The 26626-nt window shown below is 65.7% G+C and carries 17 protein-coding genes; 7 read left to right on the top strand and 10 right to left on the bottom strand.

From position 1 onward, the window contains the following. Positions 1-181 precede the first annotated feature (181 nt). From VEIS_RS12565 to VEIS_RS12610, 10 genes are all read right to left on the bottom strand, one after another. Entirely contained in the window at positions 182-4333 is a 4152-nt protein-coding gene (locus tag VEIS_RS12565; RefSeq protein ID WP_011810323.1) for a calcium-binding protein, read from the bottom strand. A 1-nt stretch (position 4334) separates the two neighbouring features. After that, on the bottom strand, positions 4335-5231 hold the full coding sequence (locus VEIS_RS24755; RefSeq protein ID WP_011810324.1) for a hypothetical protein: 897 nt from the start codon (positions 5229-5231) through the stop codon (positions 4335-4337). 639 nt (positions 5232-5870) lie between these two features. Then, positions 5871-6968, bottom strand: a complete 1098-nt coding sequence (gene aroC, locus VEIS_RS12575) for a chorismate synthase (RefSeq protein ID WP_011810326.1) — start codon at positions 6966-6968, stop codon at positions 5871-5873. 9 nt (positions 6969-6977) lie between these two features. After that, a complete protein-coding gene (locus VEIS_RS26240; protein ID WP_232287679.1) occupies positions 6978-7157 on the bottom strand; it encodes a hypothetical protein in 180 nt (59 codons plus the stop codon). Between the two features lie 57 nt (positions 7158-7214). Continuing rightward, positions 7215-8372 (bottom strand): thiolase, encoded by a 1158-nt coding sequence (locus VEIS_RS12580; protein WP_011810327.1) that lies wholly within the window; start codon positions 8370-8372, stop codon positions 7215-7217. 1 nt (position 8373) lies between these two features. Next, positions 8374-8745 carry a Zn-ribbon domain-containing OB-fold protein gene (locus VEIS_RS12585; RefSeq protein ID WP_011810328.1) on the bottom strand — a complete coding sequence of 124 codons (372 nt, stop codon included), beginning with the start codon at positions 8743-8745 and terminating at the stop codon, positions 8374-8376. A gap of 36 nt (positions 8746-8781) precedes the next feature. Continuing rightward, positions 8782-9591, bottom strand: a complete 810-nt coding sequence (locus tag VEIS_RS12590; RefSeq protein ID WP_011810329.1) for an enoyl-CoA hydratase/isomerase family protein — start codon at positions 9589-9591, stop codon at positions 8782-8784. Positions 9592-9814: 223 nt separating this feature from the next. Further along, on the bottom strand, positions 9815-10786 hold the full coding sequence (locus VEIS_RS12595; RefSeq protein WP_011810330.1) for a Bug family tripartite tricarboxylate transporter substrate binding protein: 972 nt from the start codon (positions 10784-10786) through the stop codon (positions 9815-9817). A gap of 254 nt (positions 10787-11040) precedes the next feature. Continuing rightward, positions 11041-12891: an ABCB family ABC transporter ATP-binding protein/permease gene (locus VEIS_RS12600; protein ID WP_041950009.1), complete on the bottom strand. Its 1851-nt coding sequence runs from the start codon at positions 12889-12891 to the stop codon at positions 11041-11043. Positions 12892-13426: 535 nt separating this feature from the next. Continuing rightward, complete coding sequence (locus VEIS_RS12610) at positions 13427-16027, bottom strand: Ig-like domain-containing protein (protein WP_041950011.1); 2601 nt, start codon at positions 16025-16027, stop codon at positions 13427-13429. 594 nt (positions 16028-16621) lie between these two features. On the opposite strand from VEIS_RS12610, the gene VEIS_RS12615 reads away from it, so the two are divergent. From VEIS_RS12615 to VEIS_RS12645, 7 genes are all read left to right on the top strand, one after another. Beyond that, positions 16622-17248 (top strand): ANTAR domain-containing response regulator, encoded by a 627-nt coding sequence (locus VEIS_RS12615; protein ID WP_011810335.1) that lies wholly within the window; start codon positions 16622-16624, stop codon positions 17246-17248. Positions 17249-17674: 426 nt separating this feature from the next. After that, positions 17675-18919 (top strand): CmpA/NrtA family ABC transporter substrate-binding protein, encoded by a 1245-nt coding sequence (locus tag VEIS_RS12620; RefSeq protein ID WP_011810336.1) that lies wholly within the window; start codon positions 17675-17677, stop codon positions 18917-18919. A 25-nt stretch (positions 18920-18944) separates the two neighbouring features. After that, positions 18945-19877, top strand: coding sequence for a nitrate ABC transporter permease (gene ntrB / locus VEIS_RS12625; protein WP_041950012.1), 933 nt, complete (start codon positions 18945-18947; stop codon positions 19875-19877). Then, complete coding sequence (locus VEIS_RS12630) at positions 19874-20746, top strand: ABC transporter ATP-binding protein (RefSeq protein WP_011810338.1); 873 nt, start codon at positions 19874-19876, stop codon at positions 20744-20746. Before ntrB ends, VEIS_RS12630 begins: the two co-directional genes overlap by 4 nt. Positions 20747-20800: 54 nt before the next feature. Then, on the top strand, positions 20801-23278 hold the full coding sequence (nirB, locus tag VEIS_RS12635; protein WP_011810339.1) for a nitrite reductase large subunit NirB: 2478 nt from the start codon (positions 20801-20803) through the stop codon (positions 23276-23278). 25 nt (positions 23279-23303) lie between these two features. Next, positions 23304-23726 carry a nitrite reductase small subunit NirD gene (gene nirD, locus VEIS_RS12640; RefSeq protein ID WP_011810340.1) on the top strand — a complete coding sequence of 141 codons (423 nt, stop codon included), beginning with the start codon at positions 23304-23306 and terminating at the stop codon, positions 23724-23726. 20 nt (positions 23727-23746) lie between these two features. Further along, positions 23747-26608: a nitrate reductase gene (locus VEIS_RS12645; RefSeq protein ID WP_011810341.1), complete on the top strand. Its 2862-nt coding sequence runs from the start codon at positions 23747-23749 to the stop codon at positions 26606-26608. The last annotated feature ends 18 nt before the right edge of the window (positions 26609-26626 follow it).

Consider the following 26626-nt stretch of genomic DNA (forward strand, 5'->3'; position numbering starts at 1 on the left):
AAACGCTGCTCTGTGGGTCGATACGAAAAACCCCAAGCCCAGGCCAAGCCAGGCCCAGACCAAGCCAGGCCCAGACCAAGCCAGGCCAGGCCAGGCCAGGCCAGGCCCAGGCCAGGTGTCCCGGGGGCTTGGGGGAAAAAGATGCCAGGGCCGCAGCCCCGGGCTGGGGAGGGAAGGGCGCTTACACCCAGCTTGCAGCAATCACCGGCTGCAGCGCCGCCTGGTATTCCGGCAAGAGCGTGGTCTGGCCCATCGGTGGCGGGGCGAACGCCGCCATGGCGGACACCAGCGCATCGAATTGGCTGTTCAGCAGCGCATTGCCCGCCGAGGTGCTGAACCGCTCCACCCGGTTCGCACTGCCCGCGTACCAATTGTTGATGGTGCACTTGTCCGCCGTGCCGATGATGCTCACCTCCAGGTTCTGGCCTACCCGGCGCAGCCACAGCTGATCGGTGGCCACGTTGGCGCCGATCGTCAACTCATCGGCGCTGCCTGCGGTGTCGGTGATGGTGTCCGCGCCTGCGCCCCGGCCGAACTGGTAGCGATCGTCGCCGCTGCCGCCGTCCAGATGATCCGTGCCGGCCCCGCCTTCGAGCACGTCATCCCCGGCCCCGCCTTCCAGCCGGTCGTCGCCCGCTTCACCATGCAACTGGTCGCGACCTTGGCCGCCGCGCAAATGGTCGTTGCCTTCGCCGCCCTTGAGCAGGTCGTCGCCTGCGTTGCCCGACAGATCGTCGTTGCCGCTGCCGCCGTGCAAAATGTCGCTGCCGGCTTCGCCCGACAACTGGTCATCTCCGGCGCCGCCATCCATGTCATCGTCCTTGGCCCCGCCATACATCTGGTCGTCGCCATCGTCACCGTACATCAGGTCTTGTCCCGCATCGGCTTCGGCCATGGCCGTGGTCGCAGCGTTGTCGTCGCCATACATCACGTCGTCGCCTGCGCCGCCGCGCATGGTGTCGTTGCCCGTCTGCCCGGCCATCCAGTCATTGCCCTGACCGCCGTTCATATTGTCAGCGCCCCCATTGGAGGCCAGCCGCTGGCTGACGATCAGCCGCGCCGCTGCGGTCAAGGTGTAGTCGCCGTTTGAACGGGCCCAAGTCCAGTCAAAGGCCCGCCCGGATGCCACCATGACAGGGTTCACCGTATAGTCCTCAGGCGACGATTGACTGACCATGCTGCCAGCGCTGCTGCTCCAAACGAACGACTGCGTGGTCGTCGACGAGGGCAGCCCTATGGCATGGGATAACGGGGTGTATTGCGCATCACCGAGTATCAGGTCGGCACCGGCGCCGCCATCGATCGTATCCGCGCCCGCGCCGCCAAACAGCACATCGCTGCGGCGGCTGCCGTGCAGGCTGTCAGCGCCCGCTTCACCACTGACCCAGTCGCCACGGCTGTCGCTGTCTGCGGCCGTGGTCGCGTTCTCTGCTTCGTTGTCGCGACCGCCCCAAACCTGGTCGTCGCCGGCGCCGCCCATCAGCACATCCGATTCGTCGCCGCCGAAGGCGATATCGTTGTCCGTCGCCGTGGGGCTGGTGCCAGTGGCGCCGGTGCGGATGAAATCACGCCCCGCGCCACCGATCACCCTGTCGTCGCCACCGGCCGTGCTGACATAGTTGCTCAGCCCGCCTCCGGTATCGATCACATCCGCATAGGCGCTGCCCTCAAAGGAATTGCTTCTGCTGCCCCCGCTAAAGCTCACGCCCCTGGGGGCCTGGGCGCCATTGAAGGCCATGTAGTTTGTACTCAGGGGAAGATGCAGCAGTATGCGGTCCGGCCCCAGGATGTCCGTCCCCAGGGTCAGGCCATACTGGCCACTGCGCCAGTCTTTCAGGTCAGCCACCGCGTTGTATGCCCCGGCGGCATCCCTGACGCACAGGCGCCAGACACCATCGCCCGTCGAGCGCAGTTGGTAGGTTCTGTCGGAGTTGTTCCCGGTGCTGTAGTAGGTCTGTTCGTCCATGCCTTCGACGCGGCAAAACTCGCCTTGGACCACCCCGCCATTGACTTCAATCACATTGTCGCCCTGGGTATCCACCAGGGTGTCAATGCCGACTGTGCCGGTTTGCAGCCGGTAGGTGTCGTTTCCAGTGCCGCCCACCAGCGTGTCACTCCCTGCACCACCGTCCAGCGTATCGTTTCCGGCATTGCCTTCCAAATGGTCTGCGCCATCGAAACCGCTCAATCTGTCATCGCCTGCGCCGCCATACAAATGGTCTCCGAGAGAGTTGGAGGTTCCTTGCATGACGTCGTCAGCGTCGTTACCAAAAACGATGAATTGATCTGACCGAACCTGCGCTCTCGTGCCCTGGGGAACCTGCGCTCTCGTGCCCTGGGACAACAGTATCCGAGAGACAGGCTCTGTCTGGCCTTCTTGCATGTCGTCGTCGAAGAAATCAAACACGTAGACACGATCATTCGGCACGCTGGGGTCATAGACTCGGCCTGTGCTGTCGTTTCGTTGCCCTTCGATCATCAGCGCACTGAGCAGGCGGCTGCGATCTTCAATCCACTGGTCCGAGAAAGTGGAAGGTGTCGATGAGCTTTTGTCGGTCTCCCACGCAGCAAAATCATTGCTGCGCGCGGATTTCCTCCACTCGGGCGCCATGGCCGCATTGGCGGCTGCGTTCTTGCCAGTCATCCAGAACCGGGAAAGATCGATCAGCGCAACCATCGCACCGAAGTCATTGCGCGCCACATCCTTGAGGTTGACATCGGCTGGTCGAACGATCGCCTTGCTTTCGATGGCGTCAAAAGTCGGGTTGTCAGTGATTTTCTTGAGGTTGCGATGCACTATCTCCCGATCAGCCGGGTTGGCCCAGGTGCCACCTTGCAGGTTGGCGGCCATCGGATCGAGGCTTACGCCGAACATGCGGCCCAGACTCTTGATGACATTTTCCAGCACATCGCCTTCGGCTTGGCCTTGCTTGCCAAGCGAAGAGACAGCGGTTCTTTTGGACGCAGCCTGAAAGATCGCGTCCATCGTCGCAGTGGTCAGTGAGTCGTCCAGACGCGCGAAAGTGTTTTGCACCGCCAGCGAGTCAACGATGAGCACCAGGCTATGGGTATCGCCAAAATCGTTGAGTGCAAAGTTGTGAACCAGCAGTTTGAAATCGAATTCATTCAATAATGTCTTCACGGTTTCACGAGCGGCGCTAGCGATGATCGTGCCACGGTACTGTGGCTGGTCTTCGATAAAGAGGGGTGCAGGCGTTCCATGGTGCCACTGAGAGTTCGCCACTGCCGAAGGCGGGTTGGCGCCATACAGATCGTGAAAATCTGCAAGAGGGCCGCCTGGCGCAAGGTTGCGACCGGCATAGGCATCCCATCCACTGATGACCACGTTGGTTCTATACCCATCAGTGCTCCTGCCTGCACGCAGCACTGCCAATTGGTAGTCCAATGAAACGGCGGCGATACGGGTTTTATCCACCACCAAAGCGTTATCACTGCCGGTGCCGCTGGCAATGCCTGCATTGACGCGATCCGCCTCGTAGACAACGAGTTGCATTCGCTCAAGGGCATCCTCCAGCATTTGCACTTCCGCATTCTTGCCCGAGACCAGTGACTTTAGCCGTTGCTCTTGCGCACCGGCTTCGGCCAGGGTAACGCTGGCCCCTTCTTTGAAAATCTCTTTGAGTTCATTGTAGCGATCAAGCACCACCTGGTTGGTAAAGAGGTCAGCATTCCCACCCGGTTTGCGATGGGTGGAGAAATCGTTGATCACCTGCTCCAGGCTTGTCCCCTCATGAACGGTGCCAACGCCGGCGCCGTTGAATGTGTAGGTTGGGATCACCGTAGTCGGGTCCAGCAATCTGAACGCGGTCGCCAAATGCCCGCCAAGGCTATAACCCGTTACCGTCAAATTGGCGGCGGAAGGAATTTTCTCTCTGCTGCGCAGCGATTCAACCCACGCTTTCATGTCCGCGATCTGCCCGAAAGCCCAACCCTCCTCCTTGACTTCCATGGCATTGGTGGCCTGGTTGTCGCGTGCCGCGTCATCGGCAAATTCGGTGGAGCGAAACGAGAGCACCATTTCGTCCTTCACAATGCCGCGCTCAGGCGCATCGCGCAGCGCACGGAACAAGGTTCCGGAAAAACCGGTGCTCGTGTTGCCAATTTGTTCCACGACCTCCCAGTCCTGAATGAATTCTTCAGCCTGGATGGCGGTGAATCTGCTGGAGCGATCGTTGCCTTTAGTAAGCACATCACTCGTCAATTGCGATCCTTCAGACATGTTGCCGGGATTGGATGTTTTGGATACCACATATGCCTCCGCAGCCATCTGCAAATTCGCATACTTCAGGTAAGTTTCGATCTCTCTTGACATTTCAATTCTCCTGTTTGGGTTTCAGAACTTGATCAACAAAAAAACGTGTTGCGTAGCGCGATGACTCTCCTTCGGTTAATTCAGGGCAGGTGATGGCAAATAGCCAAGGCGATCGCCATCCGGACTTGCTACCAAACCCTCTTTCGAAGGAATACCATGTTTTCTCGGCAATGACTTCATTGTTTTGGGTATCCGTGATCAACACCGTCATACCGGCCACCCATTGCTCCCTGTCTGCCGGGTTGGCCGTGATACCACGAAACGAAATGGCATAGCGCGCCGTCGCACCGCTCAATCGCTCTCTGCTCATGCTCTTTAATTCCGGCGGTACCCGACGAACAGGCCGGTAGCGATATACAAATCCATCACCCTCTTTCACATCAACGAAAGCATAGCCAGGAAGCGATTTGTACCAATCGTGTGCGCCACGATCTTTGGTATTGAGATAGCCTCTTTGGGGTGGATGCTGCTGATGCTCCCACATAATGAAAGACTGGATATATGATTCTGCGCCATACTGATCTGGCAATCCGGCATTGGGCCAATGGGGATCATGCCAATCAGAATTGCTGGCGCGTGGCCACACCTCCTGCAGCAGAACACCTTCTACGTCTTCCACCGTTTTGTAGACCTTCTCCCCTGCCGTTTTGCATCTTTCATCAAACAATGCCTTGCCCTTTTCGTATCTGGCCTTGCGCGCATCCACGATCCGGGATTTTTCGGCTTGCCTCCAATACATTGGCAGCAGAAAAACCAGCAGCACCGCGACAGCCCAGACGATCTTTTGCCACCAGCGCCGGGGAAACCACAGGCAAGCCCACAGCAACGCTGCGAAAAAGCCGATATAAAGCCAGCCAATGGCGCGCAAGATGTCTGCGCCTGCGCCGAGTTCAAGCATGGGCGAACCCGGGCTTCATGGCAGGACCTGTGGATGACAACGATCCCCAACGGCCATTGGCCCCATCCATGCCCAACAGATCAAAATTCATCGCTTTCCTCATCGAGATCAACCGCGCAGGCCCCAGGCACAGCGCACCTTGCACGGGGGGCAAAGCAAGACTGACAAATAGAGACTATATCATGTGTTTTGTTACCAATGCACCCGCCGCAGAAATTCTTCAATCAAGGCCGGACGCATCGAAAGCGGTGCGCATCAGGCCCTCAAAGAGTGCTGGCGATCGTGTGGATGTCGCTGTGCCGGGCGCATTTTCATGGGAAGGATTTCCGGCACCAGACTTGGTGCGTGGCCGTGGCGATCTGTGTGATGGACGCGCAACCTTCGGCGCCTTGGTGTCGCCCGGTGGGCGTTCTGAGCATGCGCATCGCAGTGCCCGAGCGTGCAGGGCTTGCGGACCAGGTGGATGCCTGCGCCGGCGCGCATGGGCACGCTGGCCGGCATCTGCGCAAAGCGCGGCCCGTTCATGGCCAGCCGTTGCGCGCGCCCGGCCGCGCTCGAGGCGTGGCCGGGTTCACGAGGCGGGGCTGTGCGTGAGGCCAGGGGAGTTCGGCTGCGCCCGGCACCGCCCCCTGCCGGGTATCACGCCGGCGCGGCCGGGATCGGCGGCAGCGGCAGCACCACGTCTGCGCACTGGGCGCGGTGGCGCAGCGCGTGGTCCATGACCACCAGCGCCAGCAGTGCCTCGGCAATGGGGGTCGCACGGATGCCGACGCAGGGGTCATGGCGCCCCTTGGTGCTGACCTCGATGCTGTGGCCATGGATGTCGATCGACGCGCTCGGGCTGAGGATGGAACTGGTGGGCTTGATGGCAATGCTCAGTTCCAGGTCTTGCCCGGTGCTGATGCCGCCGAGCACGCCGCCCGCGTAGTTGCTGCGAAACCCCTGCGGGGTCATGGTGTCGCCATGCACGGTGCCGCGCTGCGCCACGCTGGCAAAGCCGGCGCCGATCTCCACGCCCTTGACGGCGTTCAGGCCCATCAGCGCGTAGGCGATGTCGGCATCGAGCTTGTCATACAGCGGCTCGCCCAGGCCCACCGGCATGCCCGTGGCCTGCACGCGGATGCGGGCGCCGCAGGAGTCGCCGGCCTTGCGCAGTGCGTCGATGTATTGCTCGTACTGCGCCACATCGGCCACCGGGGCGAAGAAGGGGTTGTTGCGCACATGGTCCCAGTGCTCGAACGGGATGGGTAGTTCGCCCAACTGTGTCATGCAGGCGCGAAACCGGGTGCCGTACTGCAGGGCCAGCCATTTCTTGGCCACCGCGCCGGCCGCTACCGTGGGCGCCGTGAGCCGGGCCGAGGAGCGGCCGCCGCCGCGCGGGTCGCGAATGCCGTACTTGCGCCAGTAGCTGTAGTCGGCGTGGCCGGGGCGAAAACTCTCGGCGCTGCGGCTGTAGTCTTTGCTGCGCTGGTCGGTATTGCGGATCAGCAGCGCGATCGGCGTGCCCGTGGTCTGGCCCTGGTAGATGCCGGAGAGTATTTCCACCGCATCAGGTTCGTTGCGCTGCGTGACATGGCGGCTGCTGCCTGGCCGCCGCCGGTCCAGGTCGGTCTGTATGTCGGCCTCGGACAAGGGCATGCCGGGCGGGCAGCCGTCGATCACGCAGCCAATGGCCGGGCCGTGGGATTCGCCAAAATTGGTGACTGCAAACAGGGTTCCGAAGGTGTTGCCGCTCATGGGGATGGATTATTCCATGAGCGGCCCCAGTGTCGTGTCACGGATCAGATGTCGTAGGCTGCGCGCAGCCATCGGAGCGTAGCGCAAGGCGCATCGCGCAGCCCATACCGAGCGTATTGGCAAGCGATGCAACGCCGCGATGCGCTTCGATGGCCAGCGCAGACCGACAGATGATCGGTGACGCGACACCAGGGTCGGCGGGATGGCCGGGGCAACGCCCGCGTTGGCAGCGGGCGTGGCGCAATGTCAGAGCGTGTCTTCGGTTCCCAGCACCAGCGTGACCTGGCTGGAGAGTTCGCCGCCATTGCCATGCGCTACGGCCAGTTGCGCGTTTTTTACCTGGCGCTCGCCGGCCTGGCCCATCAGTTGCTGCGTGGCTTCGACCATGGTGAACAGCCCGTACATGCCGGGGTGCGTGCACGACAGTCCGCCGCCATTGGTGTTGACCGGTAGCGCGCCGCCGGGTGCGATGCGGCCGCCTTCGACAAACGCTCCCGCCTCGCCCTTGTTGCAAAAGCCGAGGTCTTCCAGGAACAGCAGCGTGTTGATCGTGAAGGCGTCGTAGAGCTCGGCCACATCCATGTCCCCGGGCTTGTAGCCGGACTGCGCAAAAGCCCGCGCGCCCGAGTGCACGGCTGCCGTGGTCGTCAGGTCGGGCATGGCGGTGATGTCTTTGTGGTCTGTGGCTGCGGCTGCGCCGAGCAGATAGACCGGGCGCCGGGCCAGGTCGCCGGCGCGCTGCGCGCTCGCCATCACCACGGCCGCAGCGCCGTCGGTGACCAGGCAGCAGTCGCGCACGCTGAGCGGGTCGGACACCATGCGCGACGCAAGGTATTCCTGCATGCTCAGCGGCGTGCGCAGGAAGGCGTCGGGATTGAGCTGCGCCCAGCGCCGCGCGGCGATGGCCACCTGTCCCAGTTGCTCGCGCCTGAGCCCGTATTCGTGCATGTAGCGCGATGCGGCCAGCGCATAGGCGCCGACCGGACGGACGAGTTGGCAGGGCGATTCGTAGGCCGACGGCCGCAGCGAACTGATCAAACGGCCGGTGGCCGTGCGCTGGTTGCTGCCGTAGGCGATCAGCGCCAGGTCGCACTGGCCGGCTTCGATGGCCAATGCGGCCCACAGGGCATGTGTCAGGAACGAGGAGCCGCCGGTGCGGTTGTTTTCCGTGATCCTGGGCTGGATTCCCAGATACTCGGCAAAGCCCAGGCCCGACAGGGCGTCGTCGGGCAGCGCGATGAACAGGCCATCCACGTCGCCGGGCGTCAGGCCCGCCTGTTGCAGCGCCCGCACGCTGGCCGACACGGCCAGGTCCATCGAACTCAGGCCGGGCGATTCGCCCAGGCCATAGGTGGCGGCGCTGACGATGGCGGTCTTGCCACGCGGGAATTTGTCTTGGTTCAAGTCATTCTCCTGCCGGGTCGAACAGCAAGACGGCCTTGCCGTCGTGCATGCCAATGCGGGCGGTCACCGCCATGCCGATGCGCACGGCTTCGGGCGCGACGCCTTCGACGCGGCTCATCACGCGCGGGCCTTCGGCCAAATCCACCAAAACCACGTTGTAGGGCGCTTGCGGGGGCTTGGGGCGCACGACGGTGGTGGCGTAGACCGTGCCACGGCCGCTGGCCGGCGTCCATTGGAGATCGCGCGCGCCGGTCACCGGCTCGGCGACGCGCGGAGGAAAGAACACGCGGCCGCTGCCGCGTGCGCGTTGCAGCATGAAGCGGCCTTGCGCCAAGTGCGCAAAGTATTCCTGTTCGGGTCTTGGTTCGGTCATGGCGGTCAGATGATGGATGGATGGTTGGTTGGTTGCTCAGGGGGTTGGCGGGGGGGATTCGGGCCATTGGTAGGCGGGCGGCTCCTTGGCCAGGAAACGGCGCGCCGCATCCTGATGGAACGCGCTTTCGCGGGCCATGGCCTGGGCCATCGCTTCTTGCGCGTAGACATCGCGGCGCTCGGACTCGAAGGCGTGGTTGAGCACGCCCTTGGCGATGCCCAGCGCCTCGGTGGGCGCCTGGTGAAAGCGCTGCGCGAACGCCAGCGCGGCTGCGCGAACGTCGCCCGGCACTATTTGCTGCGCCAGCCCGATGGCCAGCGCCTCCGGCGCGTGCACGACCCGGGCGCTGAACACCAGGTCCTTGGCGCGCGCCAGACCGATGGCCCGTGGCAGCAGGTACATGGCGCCCATGTCGGGCACGAAACCCAGGCGCGCGAACGCGCAGCAGAACTGCGCGCGCGGCGTGGCCAGCACGAAATCGGCCGCCAGCGCCAGCGAGAGGCCGGCGCCGAAGGCCGCGCCATCGACAGCGGCAATCACCGGTTTTTCGAGGTCCACCAATTCGTCGAACCAGCGATGCAGGCTGCGCATGCGCTCGCGGCCTTCGAAGATGTCGCGTTGGCCCCCCTGGCCCTGCACCATGGCCTTGACATCGCCGCCGGCGCAAAAATGCCCGCCCGCGCCGGTGAGCACCACGGCGCGGATGCCGGCGTCGTCACGGATGCCGGCGATGGCCGCGCCGAAAGCCTGGCGCATCGCCAGGTCCAGCGCATTGCGCGCCTCGGGCCGGTGCATGGTCAGCACCGCCGTGGCGCCGACGCGGTCGATTTGCAGTGTCTCGTTCATCAGTTCCTCACTTTTGCAGCAGAGTTGGCCACCGGCTCGGCGTGGATCCACGGTTTGTCGCGTGTGTGTCGCGTGTGGCGCCGGCGATGGTGTCCATCGTGGCCTGGCCGACGGCGAGCGCACCGCCACGCACCCGCACCAGGCGGAATGGGGTGGAATATGGGGCGGGATGGTCGGCCCAGGGCCACGATCGCATCGATTCAAGCGCAACTTCGCCCGATCATCAATCCGCCTTTACCCCCAGCGAGCGCGCCAAAGGGAGCCATTTGGCACGCTCGTCGGCAACGAACTTGCCGAACGCTTGCGGCGAGCCGGGCAGGGGCTGGGCGCCGATGTTGCGCAGTTTTTCCAGCAGTTCGGGCTTCTTGAGCGCCACGTTGATCGCCTGGTTCAGTTCGATGACCGCAGCCGCCGGCGTCTTGGCCGGCGCCACCAAGCCAAACCAGGCGCTGGCTTGGGCGCCGGCGAAACCGGCTTCGTTGAGCGTCGGCACATCGGGCAGTTGCGGGAAGCGCTCGTCGTCCAGGATGGCCAGCGCCACGATCTTGCCGGCCTTGACCTGCTGCATCGACGATGGCAGCGCGTCGTACATGATGTCCACGTTGCCGCCGAGCAGACTGCCGATGGCCGATGCGCTCCCGGTGAAAGGCACATGCGTGACCTGCAAGCCCATCAGGCGGCAAGCGTATTCGCCTGCCAGGTGCGTGATGTTGCCGCTGCCGGCGCTGCCCATGGTGAGCTTGCCAGGCTCCTTCGTCCCCAGCGCAATCAGCGCGGCAAGGCTGCCCGCGCCCAGCGTCGGGCGCGCCACCAGCAGCAGTGGCGATTTGCCCATGCCGGCCACCGGAACGAATGCTTTTTCCGGGTCGTAGGGCATCTTCGCGTACAGGGCCTGATTGATCACCAAGGGCGCGTTCGAGCCGACGAAGAAGGTCTTGCCGTCGGGCTGCGCACGCGCGACGATGTCGCCGGCAATCATGCCGGCAGCGCCGCCCTTGTTGTCGATGACGATGGGTGCGCCCAGCGCGGCGGAGATTTCCTGGGCTACCAGCCGCGTGATCTGGTCCGCCGCACCACCGGCAGGGTAAGGCACGACGAATCGGATCGGGGCTTTCTGCGCAAACGCCGCAGTGGCTGCGGCAAGCGCCAAGGCGAGCCAGACGAGCGGGGCGAAAGGACGGGAGGCGAGGTTCATGGGGGTGTCTCCGGGGGAACGGTCTTGCGCAAATCTCCATACGCCCATCCGGGACCGTGGCCCGGCAAGGATGCGGGCAGGGCCGGTCGCCTTCTGCGCTTGTGCCTTTCTGCCTTCCGCTGCCCCGTGGCGGTTTTCATTATGGTCTGCCGGCTGCCGATCCCGCCATCGGGCAAAGCCCATGTGGCGGAGCGGGTTGGCCGGGTTGGCGCATGGGCTGCGGCCGTTGCCGGGGCGGGCAGGGCGCATGGTTTTCATGCGGCGCCGGCGCTTTGCTGCAGTGCCCACATGCTGGCGTAGCGCCCCTGCAGGGCCAGCAGTTGGGCGTGGGTGCCGCGCTCGATGATGCGGCCGCTGTCCATGACCAATATTTGGTGCGCGTCGACCACCGTCGACAGGCGGTGCGCGATCACCAGCGTGGTCTTGTGCTGCGCGATGCTTTGCAATTGGGCCTGGATGGCGCGCTCGTTGGCCGAGTCCAGTGCCGATGTGGCTTCGTCGAAGATCAGGATCGGCGGGTTCTTGAGCAGGGTGCGGGCTATCGCCACCCGCTGCTTTTCGCCGCCCGAGAGCTTGAGCCCGCGCTCGCCCACCAGCGTGCCGTAGCCCTTGGGCGCGGCGGCGATGAAGTCGTGGATGCGGGCCGACCGCGCAGCCGCCTCGACCTGCTCTTGCGTGGCGCCCGGGCGGCCGTAGGCGATGTTGTAGGCCACGGTGTCGTTGAACAGCACGCTGTCCTGGGGCACGATGCCGATGGCCTGGCGCAGGCTCGACTGCGTGACGCTGCGGATATCTTGCCCGGCGATGGTGATGCGGCCCTGCCGGATGTCATAAAAGCGAAACAGCAGGCGCGCCAGCGTGGACTTGCCCGCGCCCGATGGGCCGACCACGGCCACGGTCTTGCCCGCCGGAATCTCGAAGCCGATGCCCTGCAATACCGGGCGGCCCGGCTCCAGGCCACTGCCGTTGCCGTTGCCGTCGCCGGTTTCGTAGGCGAAGTGCACATCCTCGAAGCGCACCGTGGGCGAATCCAGCCCGCCCAACGGCGCGGCGCCAGCGGCATCGGCCACCTCGCGCTGCTGGTCCATCAGCCGGAACATCTTGTCCAGGTCGGTCAGGCTTTGCTTGATCTCGCGGTAGATCACGCCGAGAAAGTTCAGCGGGATGTACAACTGGATCATGAAGGCGTTGACCATGACCAGGTCGCCCAGGCCCATGCGGCCATCGACCACGCCCTGTGTGGCGCGCCAGAGCATGGCCACCAGGCCGGCGGCGATGATCAGCTGCTGGCCGCTGTTGAGCAGCGACAGCGTGGTCTGGCTCCTCAGGCGCGCGCGGCGCAGGCGCTCCAGGCTTTCGTCGTAGCGGCGGGCCTCGAAGCCTTCGTTGTTGAAGTATTTGACGGTCTCGTAGTTGAGCAAGGAGTCCACGGCCCGGGTATGCGCCGCAGAGTCGGCTTCGTTGGCCTCGCGGCGCAACCGGCTGCGCCATTCGGTCACCAGCACGGTAAAGCCGATGTACAGCGCCAGCGCCGCCAGCGTGATCCAGGCAAACCAGGCATCGAACCGGGTGGCCAGCACCGACAGCACCAGCAGCATCTCGACCAGCGTGGCCGCCACGTTGAACAGCAGGTACGAGATCAGCGACTCGATGCCGCGCACGCCGCGCTCGATGTCGCGCGTCATGCCGCCGGTTTGCCGCTCCAGATGAAAGCGCAGGCCCAGCGCGTGCAGATGCTCAAAGGTTTGTAGCGCAATCGATCGCGCCGCACCCTGCGTGGCCTTGGCCAATACCAACTCGCGCAGTTCGGTGCACAGCGAGGTGCACAGCCGCAGGCCGCCATAGGCCAGCAGCAGCCCCACGGGCACCACCAGCAACGCCGCCGGCGCGCCTGGCCCGATGGCCATCGCGTCCACCAGCGTCTTGAGCAGCATCGGCACGCCGACATTGGCCAGTTTGGCGCCCACGATGAAGGCCATCGCGGCGGCCACGCGCCCGGGGTATTGCCGCAGGTAGGGCAGCAGGCGCTGCAAAGTGGCCCGTCCGGGCGGGGCCGGTGCCGTGGCGGCGCTGGCGCCGGGGGTGATTTCGCCGTGCTGGCGCATGGGGTTGGTTCCGGGTCGTGCTCGTTTTTGCCGACCCGTATGGTGCCCCACCTGTGGCGGCATGGGGGGACGCGATGGCAACGGATGTGATCAGGCCATGCAGCGCAAGCCGGTCGCCCGGTCGCCGCGCCCTGTGCCGTTGGCATCGCAAACGCGCAGGGCGCGCAGGGTGCGCAGGGCGTGCACACGAACGGCGCGGGTTTGTCTCATGCCTTGGTCGAAGTGCCGACTGGGTCGGACTGGGTCGAAGTGCCCATCGGGGCGGGGATGCTTGCCGTGCCATGCTGCGCCTGGTTTCCGGACGGCGGTCCGGGCGGTCCGGGCGGTCCGTTGCGCGCCCATGGCCTTGGCGACATCGGCTTGCGTTGCCTCCCAAGCCGTGCCGGGCCGCGCTCGCAGAGCGTCGATCCGGGCCGTTCGCGTCTGCGCCGCCGCTCTGACCGTTCCAATGCGGCGCTGCGAGCCGGGTGCAGCAGGCGTGGCAGTGGCGCCCGGTGGGCCGGATCACGATCACCGCCTTGCCCCCTTGCCACCCTCAGAACCAGAAGGAACCCGACTCGACATGCGGCGACTGCCCGACGATGGACAGCGGCATCTTCGCTGCGGCGCCAAGGGCGGTGATGTGGCCATCGGCCAGCCCGTCGGCGTCGTACTGGCCGCCGTCCTGGATCTGAAAGTCCAGCCGCGTGCGCCCGCCTTCGCTGCTCACCTTGCCGCCATACGGTTCGCTGGCCAGGTTCACCCAGGTGCCGGCGCTGTCCTTGACCCAGTAGCCGGTGGCGCCGGTGGCCGGGTCCACATACAGGCTGAAGCTCTCGGTGTAGCGGCCTTCGGACAGGCCGACCCTGAATTGCGTCAGACCGAGCGGCATTTCCATGCCCTTGGGCAGGCTGGCGGGGGCATCGCTGCGCACCAGTTCGGTGATGCGCGCATTGCTGCCGGGGATCAGTTTGCCGTCCTGGCTGCCGGCCACCAGGGTCAGGTCGCGGGTCGAGCCGACGGCGACCTGCTGGCTGTCCCGGATACCGTCGCCGTTGCCGTCGCCATCCGGGCCGGCCGAGCCATCGGGGCGCAGCAGGCCGGGGGCCTGGTCCTCCTGGGCGTTGGGCACACTGTCGTAGTCGGAGTCCAGCGCATTCGGCGTGGCACCGTCGCGGCCGGAGTCCGTCGCGGGTGCGGGCGAGGGTGAGGGCGCGGGCGGGGTGAGGAGGTTGGTCACCGGCCTGGCCGCGAAGCTGGCCGCGTCATCGCCGCTGGTGGCGCCGCTGCCGGCTTCCTGCACCGCCTGCAGGTCGTTGCCGGTGCTGGGGTCGGTGTAGGCGACGGTCACCGTCTGGCCGGCGGATACGGCGTCGGCCAGCGTCAGCGTGACGGTCTTGGCCGCTGCATCCACGGCCAGGGACTGGACGCCGACGCGCCTGCCATCGACCAGCACCGTAAAGGCCGTGGTGGGCGCGCCATGGACCGGGTCAGCGTCCAGATGGGTTTCATCGCTGTAGCGCAGCACCAGCCGGGTGCCGTTGACCGTCGCGTCCCTGATGGCGAAGACCCTGGTATCGACGGTGTAATTTTGGCTCGGGGTCTTGCCCGTGCCGGTGCTGCCTGCGGCATCGGTGATTCTGTCCATGTCCACCGTGATGCGGCCGGGGGCGCGTGCCCGTTCGGCCGTGGGGGTGAAGGTGGCCGTCCAGACCCTGCCATCGGTGCCGACCGGGGTCAGGTCGCTGAGCGAACCTTGGGCGCCGGTGGTATCCACCTTGTCCATCGAGAAGCCGTTGACGCGCTCGCTGAAGGCAAAGGTGACGACGGCGGTTTCGTTGGCGCACAGGCGGGAATCGTCGAGCGTGATGGTGACGGTGGGCCGCACGGTGTCGATGCTGAAGTTGCCGCTGGTGCGGGCGGCGCTGTCGGTGGCGGCGCTGCCTGTGGCGTCAGTGATGCCATCGAGGTTGATGCGGATGGTGTTGCTGCTGTCATCGGTGTTGGCCGTGGGGCTGAAAGTGAAGATCCAGGTGCGGCCGTCTATGCTGGCCGGGCCGCTGACCAGCGTGCCGCTGGCGTTGGTCAGATCGATGTTGGCGCTGGTCAGGCCGGTGACAGGTTTGTTGAAATGGATGGTGATGGTGGTGGGGTCTTGGCCCGCATGGATGGTGGCGCTGGGCACATCGATGGCGGTGACGGTGGGCGCGATGTCGATGCGGTAGCTGGCGGTGTCGGCGGTGCCCAGGTCCGTCCACCCGCCCGCGCCCGTGTTGCCCGGGACATCGGCGATGCCGGCCATGTTGATCTGGATCCGGTTGCCCGTCGATACGCCGTTATCTGCGTCCGGCAAGGCGGCCGGTGCCCTGAGCTTGACCGTCCAGGTGATGCCGTCGGTGGTGCGCAGGTCGGACAACTGGCCCTTGAAGGGGGCCACCCGCAGGTCATCGGTGGTAAAGCTGGTCCGATTGAGCGCCTCGGAGAAGACGATGGTGATGGTGGTTTCTTCGCCGGCGCTCAGGTTCCTGTCAGCCATCGAGACGGTGCTGACGGTGGGTCTCTGAGAGTCGAATCTGATGAATTCGTGGTAGCTGTCGGCTCCTTTGTTGGTTGCTTCGTTGCCTGCCAGGTCCTTGACAGATTGGAGACGTATGCCTATGGGATGCCTGCCCTCGGTAACCCTGGGCCACCATTGGTAGGTCCATGTGCGACCACCGTTGCTGGAGGTACCAAAGGAATGTCTACCTCCGGTGGAGGAAAAGATCCTGGGGTTGGCGGCGTCGACAGGCTCGTCGAAGGTGATAGAGAAGGACACATCAACGTTTCCACTGCTCGCGATGACGGGGGGTATATCGAAATCGATGATGTCGGGCCGCACGTTGTCAACGGTGAAGGAATTGCTCTGTGCGAGCACGCCTCCGGCATCGTTGTTCACGGTGATCGTGCAGTCGGCGCGCTGTGTGGCCGCTGTGGCGGGTGTGAATGTGGCTTGCCAAACGCGGGACTGTCCGGGGGGGAAGGCGACGGGGGTGGACAGCGTGCCGCCAATGGCGGTGATGTTCGCTGGCGCCAGGGCATAGTCGGCATCGAAGGTGAAGGTGACGGTGGCCGTCTCTGTGGCGTTGAGAACGTTGTCGCTGAGTGTGATGCTGGCCATGGTGGATACCTGGAATGGGAAGTGGGTTGCTTGATCGGGCCTTTGGTCATCCATCGTGGCCGGGGCCATGGCGAGGCCCCTTGTTCAGCCGGGGACGAGAAACATATGGATGCTCGTGTCACTGTTACATGCCTAAATATAGCATTTTGGACATCTATTGTTCAGTGTCCAGTGTGTCCATATGACTATAGAATGGCTGCGTTGCCGCAGGCACATGGCATGGCCTCGCACCCCATCTTTGGCTGCGTATTCCCACTGCGCGATGCCCGTCGGTTCGAGCGCTGCTTCATGCGTGGCAAGCCAAGGGCGCAGGTCTGGCCCCGTTGCTGCACTACGCCCGCCTGCGCCCGCCTGCCCCCGCCTGCGTCCGCTGGCGCATGTGTCGCTGCAAGCGGGTTTGTTGTGAGGCTTGGGCGGCGGTCTTTTGAAAACAAAACCGGCGCTTCGCCGGCAGTGGCCTCCACCCTCCGGGTGGGCCACGGCGCTCCGGGCGGGCCATGGCCCTGAGCGCAAGCGCCATCGGGCGCTTGCGCCCGAACGCTGCCGCTGCGCGGCGCGCAAATCCGTGGCGTAAAAATTGCACACGCCATCGGCATGAATCAGGCTTTGCGCATCGTGGTGGTGGCCCCGGATCTGGCCGTTGCCGACCCTGAGGACGAACATGCCCTGCAGCAGGCCGAGCGCGCGCGGGCGCTGCACATCGGGCTGCTGGAAAACAACTTCAACCTGGTGGCCACGCTGCCCGCCGATGTCTTTCTGAGCGAGCGGATCGCCCAGTTGCAGCCCGACCTGATCATCGTCGACGCCGAGAGCGATGCGCGCGATGCGCTCGAGCATGTGGTGCTGGCCACTCGCGATGCCCGCCGGCCCATCGTGCTGTTCACCAACGACGAGGACCGCGCGCTGGTCAAGGACGCGGTGGCCGCCGGCGTCTCGGCCTACATCGTGGCCGGCCTGTCCACGCAACGCATCCGCCCGATTCTGGATGTGGCGCTGGCGCGCTTTCAGCACGAACAGGCGCTGCGCGCCGAACTGGCCGATGCCCGCACGGCCTTGCGTGAGCGCAAGACCATAGACCGCGCCAAGGGTCTGCTGATGCAGCGCCAGGGCCTGAGCGAACAGGCGGCCTACGAAAAGCTGCGCAAATCGGCGATGGACAAGGGCCTCAAGCTCGGCGATGTGGCCCAGCGCATGCTCGACGCGATGGAATTGCTGGGCTGACAGTGCCGGTCTGCACTGGCAGCCGGCACCCTTGATGGTGCGCTGCACAAATACGGTGCAGCCCGGCGTTTCCCGGGCATCCATTCCCCCGCTGGCCACGGGCGCATGATCCGCATGTGTTCGTTGCTATGAAGAGCAGAGCAAGTCGGGCGCCAAGCCGGGTGCCAAACCGGGTGAGATAGTGGCCTTTGGCCTTCGATCAATGCTGGCACGCGGTTTGCTAATCACCCTGCGAGACCAACGCATGGTCGCGACACGAACAGCATATGGACGGCATGGACCCAACGGCGGGTCGGTGCCGTCCAGGAGCCGGAAGGCTCCGCACCCGGACAAAGGCGTCCCCACCCGCATCTGGCTTTGCCATGGCCAGTGCGGTGTGTGGACGCCTTTTCGTTTTTCACGCCACCAGCGATGAAGGGATGAGCAATGACCGACCCGATGCCAACCAGCCTCCAGCGCCGCACCGTGCTGCAAGCCGCCAGCGTGGGCGCCGTGGGGGTCAGCCCCGCGCTGCGCGCGCTGGTGCATGCGCAGGGTTCGGACGCGCCCGAGAAGAAGGAAATCAGGATTGGCATCATTGCGCTGACCGACTGCGCCAGCGTGGTCATGGCCTCGGTGCTGGGCCTGGACAAGAAGCACGGTGTCAGCATCATGGTCTCCAAAGAGGCGTCGTGGGCCGGGGTGCGCGACAAGCTGGTCAATGGTGAACTCGACTTTGCCCATGTGCTGTACGGCCTGGTCTACGGGGTGCACCTGGGCACTGCCGGCCCGAAGAAGGACATGGCGGTGCTGATGGGCCTGAACCGCAATGGGCAGGCCATTACCCTGTCCAAGGCGCTGGCCGACAAGGGCGCGGTCGACGGCCCTGCGCTGGCCCGGCTGATGGCCAAGGAACGGCGCGAGTACATTTTTGCCGGCACCTTCCCCACCGGCACCCACGCGATGTGGATGCACTACTGGCTCGCAGCCGCAGGCATCGACCCGGTGTCGGGCGCCAAACTGATCACCGTGCCGCCGCCGCAGATGGTGGCCAATATGCGCGTGGGCAATATGGATGGCTTTTGTGTCGGCGAGCCTTGGAACCACCGCGCCATCATGGACGGCATAGGCATCACGGCCAACACCACGCAGGACATCTGGAAGGACCACCCCGAGAAGGTGCTCGGCTGCACCGCCGATTTCGTCAAGAAATACCCGAACACCACGCGCGCCGTGATGATGGCCGTGCTCGAAGCCGGCCGGTGGATCGACGCCAGCCTGTCCAACAAGATGAAGATGGCCGAGACGGTGGCGCAAAAGTCTTTCATCAACACCAGCGCAGACGCCATCAACCAGCGCATTCTGGGCCGCTATCAGAACGGTCTGGGCAAGACCTGGGACGACCCCAACCACATGAAGTTCTTCGACGATGGCGCGGTGAACTTTCCCTATCTGTCTGACGGCATGTGGTTCCTCACCCAGCACAAACGCTGGGGCCTGCTCAAGGAGCACCCCGACTACCTGGGCGTGGCCGGGCAGATCAACCAGATCGAGCTGTATCGGTCCGTGGCCGGCGCGATGAAGATTTCTGCGCCCAAAGACCCGATGCGCACCAGCAAGTTCATCGACGGCGTGGTCTGGGACGGCAAGGAGCCGGCCAAGTATGCCGACAGTTTCAAGATCAGGGCCTGAGCGCCCGGCCAGACAGGAGATCGCAATGGCCAGCGCCGTCTTTCAGGCCCCGTTGGATACCGCTCCGGCGGGGACACGCAACGCTATCGAAAATGTCGCTGCAGGGGCAGGCACAGGCACAGGCGCAGCCAAACCAAGCGCCGCAGCCCCGCCCAGGCGCGACCGGGCCGCCGGCATCCCGCAGCAGTTCTGGATGGCGGTGCTGCCCCCGCTGTGCGGCCTGGGGCTGCTGCTGGTGCTGTGGTCGCTGGTATCTGCCGGCACCGGCCGCAGCATTCCCGGCCCCCGGGAAACCTGGGCGCAGGCGCTGGAGGTGTTTGCCCACCCCTTCTACCGCAATGGCCCCAATGACCAGGGCCTGGGCTGGAATGTGCTGATGTCGCTGCAACGTGTGGCCATCGGCTTTGGCATGGCGGCGCTGGTGGGCATTCCGGCGGGCTTCGTGATCGGGCGCATGCCCTTTCTTGCGCGCATGTTCAACCCGCTGATCAGCCTGCTGCGCCCGGTGTCGCCGCTGGCCTGGCTGCCGCTGGGCCTGCTGGTGTTCAAGGGGGCCAACGCGGCGGCGATCTGGACCATCTTCATCTGCTCGATCTGGCCGATGGTCATCAACACGGCGGTGGGCGTGCAGCGCGTGCCGCAGGACTATATGAACGTGGCCCGCGTGCTGAATCTGTCCGAGTGGCAGATCGCCACCCGCATCCTGTTGCCGGCCGTGCTGCCCTATATGCTGACCGGCGTGCGTCTGGCCGTGGGCACCGCCTGGCTGGTGATCGTCGCGGCCGAGATGCTGACCGGCGGCGTCGGCATCGGCTTTTGGGTCTGGGACGAGTGGAACAACCTGAACGTCAAGAACATCATCATCGCCATCTTTGTGATCGGCATCGTCGGCCTGGTGCTGGAATACGCGCTCATCCGGCTGGCCAGCGCATTCACGTTTGAAGAGGTGAGAGCATGAGCGCCGCCCGGCCGCCCGAAGGTGCTCGCACCGCAGCCGAAGGCGAAGGTGTTTCATCGATCGCCGCCCCGGGCCGCAGGTTCATCGACATCCAGGGCGTGGCGCAGAACTTCAAGACGGCCCGGGGCCTGTTTCCTGCGCTGCGCGACATCCACCTGGGCATTGCCCTGGGTGAATTCGTCACGCTGATCGGCCACTCGGGCTGCGGCAAATCCACGCTGCTGAACCTGATTGCCGGCCTGGCCACGCCCACGGATGGCGTGCTGCTATGCGCCAACAAGGAGATCAAGGGCCCGGGGCCTGAGCGCGCGGTGGTCTTTCAAAACCACTCGCTGCTGCCCTGGCTGAGCTGCTTCGACAACGTGCACCTGGCGGTGCAAAGCGTCTTCGGCGCCAAGGAAAGCAAGGCCCGGTGCCGGCAGCGCACCGACGCAGCGCTGGCGCTGGTGGGCCTGAGCCATGCCAGGCTGAAACGCCCCGGCGAGATATCGGGCGGCATGAAGCAGCGCGTGGGCCTTGCCCGGGCGCTGGCCATGCAACCCCGGGTGCTGCTGATGGATGAGCCTTTTGGCGCGCTCGACGCGCTGACCCGCGCCAAGCTGCAAGACGAGTTGCTGGAGATCGTGGCCCGCACGCGCAGCACGGTGGTGATGGTGACGCACGATGTGGACGAAGCCGTGCTGCTGTCCGACCGCATCGTGCTGCTGACCAACGGCCCCGCCGCCACCATTGGCCAGGTGCTGGCCGTCGACCTGCCGCGCCCGCGCCAGCGCGTGCAACTGGCCCAAGACCCGCAGTACGGGCATTACCGCAAGGCGGTGATCGACTTTTTGTATACGCGCCAGGCGCATGTGGAGACGATGGTCTGACCGTCTCGGGGGCTGGACGCTTTTTTTGTTTTCGATCGAACCGACGGAGCCACGATGAAAAAGCCTCAACTGGTGCTGGTGGGCAACGGCATGGCCGGTGTGCGCACGCTGGAAGAACTGCTCAGGATCGCCCCCGATCGGTACGACATCACGGTGTTCGGGGCCGAGCCGCACCCGAACTACAACCGTATCCTGCTGTCGCCGGTATTGGCCGGCGAGCAGAGCATGGACCAGATCATCCTCAACGACTGGTCCTGGTACGCCGAGCACCACATCACGCTGCACAGCGGCTGCACGGTGACCGATGCAGACCGCGCGCGCCGCGTGGTCCGTGCCAGCGACGCGGCGGGCAAGGTCATCAGCGCCCAGTACGACCGCCTCATCATCGCCACCGGCTCCACCCCCTTCATGCTGCCGATTCCCGGCACCGACCTCCAGGGCGTGCTGACCTACCGCGACATGGCCGACACCCGGGCCATGATCGCTGCGGCCGCAAGCTACCGGCACGCCGTCGTCATCGGCGGCGGCCTGCTGGGCCTGGAGGCCGCCAACGGCCTGATGAAGCGCGGCATGCAGGTCACCGTGGTGCATGTGGCCGACTGGCTGATGGAGCGCCAGCTCGACGCCGTGGCCGGCAAGATGCTGCAGCAGTCGCTGCAAGAGCGCGGCATGCAGTTTCTGCTGGGCGCGCAGACGCAGGCGCTGCTCGGCCATGCCGACGGCAACGGGCCAGGGCAAGGGCAAGGGGCCGCCCCGAGGGTGCGCGCCGTCCGATTCAAGGACGGCAGCGAACTGCCCGCCGACCTGGTGGTGATGGCCGTCGGCATCCGCCCCAACACCGCGTTGGCCGAAAGGATGCGTCTGCATGTTCAGCGCGGCATCGTGGTCAGCGACACGCTGCAAACCACCACCGACGCGCGCATCTACGCGGTGGGCGAATGCGCCGCCCACCGCGGCATCGCCTACGGGCTGGTGGCCCCGCTGTTCGAGCAGGGCAAGGTGCTGGCCAACCATCTGGCCGAATTCGGCATCGGCCGCTACCAAGGCTCGCAGACCTCGACCAAGCTCAAGGTCACCGGCATCGACCTGTTCTCGGCCGGCAACTTTCACGGGGGCGGGCACAGCGAAGAAATCGTGCTCAGCGACCCCGGCGCCGGCGTGTACAAGAAACTCGTCATCCAGGACGACAAACTCGTGGGCGCCTGCCTGTATGGCGACACGGTAGACGGCAACTGGTACTTCAAGCTGCTGCGCGATGGCCGCAGCGTGGACGACATCCGCGACAAGCTGATGTTCGGCGAATCCCAGTTGGGCGACACCGGCCACCAGGGCCAGCACAAGGCCGCAGCGCTGCAAGACAGCGACGAAGTCTGCGGCTGCAACGGCGTGACCAAGGGCCGCATCTGCAAAGCCATCCGGGAGCAGGGCCTGTTCACCCTCGAAGAGGTGCGCAAGCACACCAAGGCCAGCGCCAGTTGCGGCTCGTGCACCGGGCTGGTCGAGCAGATCCTGATGTTCGCCGCCGGCGGCGACTACAGCGCCACGCCCAAAACCCGCGCCCTGTGCGGCTGCACCGGGCATGGCCACCAGGCCGTGCGCGATGCCATCCGCACCCTGAAGCTGCTCAGCATCCAGGCGGTCTTCGAGCACCTGCAATGGCGCACGCCCAACGGCTGCGCCAGTTGCCGCCCGGCCGTGAACTACTATCTCGTCAGCACCTGGCCCAAGGACGCCAGGGACGACCCGCAAAGCCGCGCCATCAACGAGCGCAGCCACGCCAACATCCAGAAAGACGGCAGCTACAGCGTCATCCCGCGCATATGGGGCGGCGAGACCACGGCCGACGAACTGCGCCGCATTGCCGATGTCGCCGACAAATACCGTATCCCGACCATCAAGCTCACCGGCGGCCAGCGCATCGACCTGCTGGGCGTGAAGAAGGAAGACCTGGTAGGCGTCTGGAAAGACCTGGCCATGCCCAGCGGCCACGCCTACGCCAAGGCCCTGCGCACGGTCAAGACCTGCGTGGGCAGCGAATGGTGCCGCATGGGCGTGCAAGACAGCACCCGCCTGGGCAAGGAACTCGAACGCGCGATGTGGCGCATGTATGCCCCGCACAAACTCAAATTCGCCGTCTCGGGCTGCCCGCGCAACTGCGCCGAAGCCGGCATCAAGGACGTGGGCATCATCGGCGTGGACAGCGGCTGGGAGATGTACATCGCCGGCAACGGCGGCATCAAGACCGAGGTGGCGCATTTCTTCACCAAGCTCAAGACCGCCCAGGAGGTGCTGGAATACACCGGCGCGTTCTGCGAGCTCTACCGCCAGGAAGGCTGGTACCAGGAGCGCAGCGTGCACTACGTGGGCCGCGTGGGCCTGGAGCATGTGAAAAAGCGCATTCTCCAAGACCCGGCCGGGCGCAAGGCGCTGTGGGAACGACTGCAATGTGCGCTGGCCGATGAGCCCGACCCCTGGGTCGAGTTCGACAAGGCGGCGCTGGACACACGCCAGTTTGCCGCGCTGAACGCCTGAGCCGGCACCCGAAGGACCTTGGCCCATGACCGAGCACATTCCCGATTGGCAAGCCATCTGCCGCATCGACGACATCCCGGTGCTGGGCGCGCGCCGCGTGGCCCGCCCCCGGGGGCTGGAGGTGGCGCTGTTCCGCAATGCCGACGGCGGCATTTTTGCGCTGCTCGACCGTTGCCCCCATCGGGGCGGCCCCCTGAGCCAGGGCATCGTGTTTGGCACCCGGGTGGCCTGCCCCCTGCACAACTGGACCATCGACCTGTGCGACGGCCAGGCCCATGCGCCCGATCAGGGATGCACACCCCGGTTTGCCGTCAAGGTGGACAACGGCACGGTCTACCTCGACCGCCATGAACTGGCGACGCTGGCCACCGATCAGACCCGGCCGGGCGCCGGGCCGGCAAGGCCGGCACAGTCGGCACAGTCGGCCCAAAGGGCGAGCGCAGCCTGAGCAGCGCCAGCGCGCCGGCCATGCAAGAAACCCGCTCCACCTGCCCCTACTGCGGCGTAGGCTGCGGCGTGATCATCGACAGCGACGGGGCGCAAATCACGGCCGTGCGCGGCGACCCGGCCCACCCCGCCAACTTCGGCCGCCTGTGCACCAAGGGCATGACGCTGCATCTGACGGCCAGCAGCCCGATCACGCGGCAAACCCGCCTGCTGCAACCGATGCACCGCGCGCACCGGGCCGATGCGCCGCAGCCCCTGTCATGGGATGCAGCGCTGGACCTGGCCGCAGGGAAGATCGCAGACAGCATCGAAAAACACGGCCCCGAGGCCATCGCCTTCTATGTCAGCGGCCAATTGCTCACCGAGGACTACTACGTCTTCAACAAACTCGCCAAGGGCCTGATCGGCAGCAACCACATCGACAGCAACTCGCGCCTGTGCATGAGCAGCGCCGTCGCCGGCTACAAAGCCACGCTCGGGGCCGACGCACCGCCTTGCTGCTATGACGACCTGCAGCATGCGCAATGCCTGTTCATCGCGGGCAGCAACACCGCCTGGGCGCACCCCATCGTGTTTCGGCGCATCGAAGCCGCCCGCGCCGCCAACCCGGGCATGAAAATCATCGTCGTCGACCCGCGCCGCACCGATACCGCCGGCATGGCCGACCTGTTCCTGCCGCTACAGCCCGGCAGCGACGTGATGCTGTTCAACGGCATGCTGCACCTGATGCTGCGGGAAGGCTGGGTGGACAGCGCCTACATCGACGCGCACACCACCGGCTTTGCCGAACTCAAGACCCTGGTGCGCCACTGCACCCCCGAGCGCGTGGCGCAGGTATGCGGCATATCGCAGGCCGACCTGGCCACCGCCGCCCGGTGGTTTGCCACCGGCGCCGACAGCGACCCGGCGCAGCGCGGCGCCACGCTCAGCCTGTACTGCCAGGGCCTGAACCAAAGCAGCAGCGGCACGGCGAAAAACGCCGCGCTCATCAACCTGCACCTGGCCACAGGGCAAATCGGCAAACCCGGCGCCGGCCCTTTCAGCCTGACCGGCCAGCCCAACGCCATGGGCGGACGCGAAGTGGGCGCCATGGCCAACCTGCTCAGCGCGCACCGCGACCTCGGCAGCCCGCAGCACCGCGCCGAAGTGGCCGCGCTCTGGGGCCTGCCCTCGGTGCCCGACAAGCCCGGCAAGAGCGCCGTCGAAATGTTCCAGGCCGCCGCCGACGGCGAGATCAAAGTCCTGTGGATTGCCTGCACCAACCCCGCGCAAAGCATGCCCGACCAGACCACCGTGCGGCGCGCGCTGCAACGCGCCGAATTCGTGCTGGTGCAGGAAGCCTTTGCCGGCGCCGCCACCTGCGCCTACGCCGACCTGCTGCTGCCCGCCACCACCTGGGGCGAAAAAACCGGCACCGTGACCAACAGCGAACGCCGCATCTCGCGCGTGCGCGCCGCCGTGCCGGCCCCCGGCCAGGCACGCCACGACTGGGCCATTGCGGTGCAATTGGCACACCGGCTCGAAGCGCGGCTGCGCCCGGGAGCCGCCACCCTCTTTCCTTACGACACCGGGCACCCCGAGCATGGCGCGCAGACCATCTGGAACGAGCACCGCGCCAGCACCCGTGGCCGCGACCTGGACATCACCGGCCTGTCCTGGCCGCTGCTCGACGCCGCCGGCCCGCAGCAATGGCCGCTGCCCGAAGGCCGCACCACGGGCGCAGCCCGGCTGTACGAAGACGGCATCTACCCCACCGCCGACGGCCGCGCGCGCTTTGCCGCGCATGCCTGGCAACCCACGGCCGAGCAGCGCCAGGCGCGCTACCCCTTGAGCCTGAGCACCGGCCGCCTGCGCGACCAATGGCACGGCATGACACGCACCGGCACCCTGGGCCGCCTGTTCGGCCATGCGGCCGAGCCGGGCGTGCAACTGCACCCGCAGGACATGCAGCGGCGCAACCTGCGCAACGGCGACCTGGTGCAGGTCAGCAGCCAACGCGGCGCCATCATCGTGCCCGTGCAGGCCGATGCCACGCTGGGCCTGGCGCAAGCCTTCATCGCCATGCACTGGGGCAGCGAATTCCTGAGCGGACGCTCGGCCAGCGGCGAACCGCTGGCCGGTGTCAACGCGCTGACCCCATCGGCCTTCTGCCCCGCATCCAGGCAACCCGAGCTCAAGCACACCGCCGTCCAAGTGCTCAAGGCCGACCTGCCCTGGACCCTGCTGGCCATGGCCTGGCTGCCCGCCGACAGCGCGCAGACCACGCGCCAGGCACTGTCCGCGCTGCTGCCGCAGTTTTCCTTTGCCAGTTGCGTGCCCTTTGCCAACGACACAGCGCTGGCCACCCCGGAGCATGAACGCACCGGCGTGCTGCTGCGCGCCGCAGCCCCCGCAGCGCCGCCCGATGCGCTGATCGAACATATTGCCGCCCTGCTCGGCCTGGCCGGCACCGACACCCTGCGCTACATCGACAAAAAACGCAGCCAGCGGCGCTACGCACGGCTGCTGCGCCACGGCGACAGCAGCACACTCCAGGCCCTGGTGCTGGCCGGCGACACCAGCGCCCAAGGCTGGCTCCAGACCCTGCTGCAAGAGCAGTTGCCCGCCCACGGCTATGGCCGCCTGCTGCTGCAACCCGGCGCCCAGGCCCCGCTGGCCCTGCCCGCGCGCGGCAAACCCGTGTGCAGTTGCCAGAACGTCACCGACACCGCCATCAGCGCCACACTGGCGCACTGCCACGGCAGCGCCAGCGAGCGCCTGGCCCAGTTGCAAAGCCAACTGCGCTGCGGCACCCACTGCGGCTCCTGCCTGCCGGAGCTCAAGCGCATGGTGCAAGCCGCCGGGGCACGGGAGCCCACGCCCGTGGCGCAGGCCGCGATGTAAGGCAAAGGGGAAAGGGGA

It is taken from the genome of Verminephrobacter eiseniae EF01-2, from assembly GCF_000015565.1.
Classification (GTDB): domain Bacteria; phylum Pseudomonadota; class Gammaproteobacteria; order Burkholderiales; family Burkholderiaceae_C; genus Acidovorax; species Acidovorax eiseniae.

What these genes read in the sequence shown, in the direction of transcription:
- VEIS_RS12565 (WP_011810323.1), bottom strand. Translation starts at nt 4,333, where the DNA reads ATGTCAAGAGAGATCGAAACTTACCTGAAGTATGCGAATTTGCAGATG.
- VEIS_RS24755 (WP_011810324.1), bottom strand. Translation starts at nt 5,231, where the DNA reads ATGCTTGAACTCGGCGCAGGCGCAGACATCTTGCGCGCCATTGGCTGG.
- aroC (WP_011810326.1), bottom strand. Translation starts at nt 6,968, where the DNA reads ATGAGCGGCAACACCTTCGGAACCCTGTTTGCAGTCACCAATTTTGGC.
- VEIS_RS12585 (WP_011810328.1), bottom strand. Translation starts at nt 8,745, where the DNA reads ATGACCGAACCAAGACCCGAACAGGAATACTTTGCGCACTTGGCGCAA.
- VEIS_RS12590 (WP_011810329.1), bottom strand. Translation starts at nt 9,591, where the DNA reads ATGAACGAGACACTGCAAATCGACCGCGTCGGCGCCACGGCGGTGCTG.
- VEIS_RS12595 (WP_011810330.1), bottom strand. Translation starts at nt 10,786, where the DNA reads ATGAACCTCGCCTCCCGTCCTTTCGCCCCGCTCGTCTGGCTCGCCTTG.
- VEIS_RS12600 (WP_041950009.1), bottom strand. Translation starts at nt 12,891, where the DNA reads ATGCGCCAGCACGGCGAAATCACCCCCGGCGCCAGCGCCGCCACGGCA.
- VEIS_RS12610 (WP_041950011.1), bottom strand. Translation starts at nt 16,027, where the DNA reads ATGGCCAGCATCACACTCAGCGACAACGTTCTCAACGCCACAGAGACG.
- VEIS_RS12615 (WP_011810335.1), top strand. Translation starts at nt 16,622, where the DNA reads ATGAATCAGGCTTTGCGCATCGTGGTGGTGGCCCCGGATCTGGCCGTT.
- VEIS_RS12620 (WP_011810336.1), top strand. Translation starts at nt 17,675, where the DNA reads ATGACCGACCCGATGCCAACCAGCCTCCAGCGCCGCACCGTGCTGCAA.
- ntrB (WP_041950012.1), top strand. Translation starts at nt 18,945, where the DNA reads ATGGCCAGCGCCGTCTTTCAGGCCCCGTTGGATACCGCTCCGGCGGGG.
- VEIS_RS12630 (WP_011810338.1), top strand. Translation starts at nt 19,874, where the DNA reads ATGAGCGCCGCCCGGCCGCCCGAAGGTGCTCGCACCGCAGCCGAAGGC.
- nirB (WP_011810339.1), top strand. Translation starts at nt 20,801, where the DNA reads ATGAAAAAGCCTCAACTGGTGCTGGTGGGCAACGGCATGGCCGGTGTG.
- nirD (WP_011810340.1), top strand. Translation starts at nt 23,304, where the DNA reads ATGACCGAGCACATTCCCGATTGGCAAGCCATCTGCCGCATCGACGAC.
- VEIS_RS12645 (WP_011810341.1), top strand. Translation starts at nt 23,747, where the DNA reads ATGCAAGAAACCCGCTCCACCTGCCCCTACTGCGGCGTAGGCTGCGGC.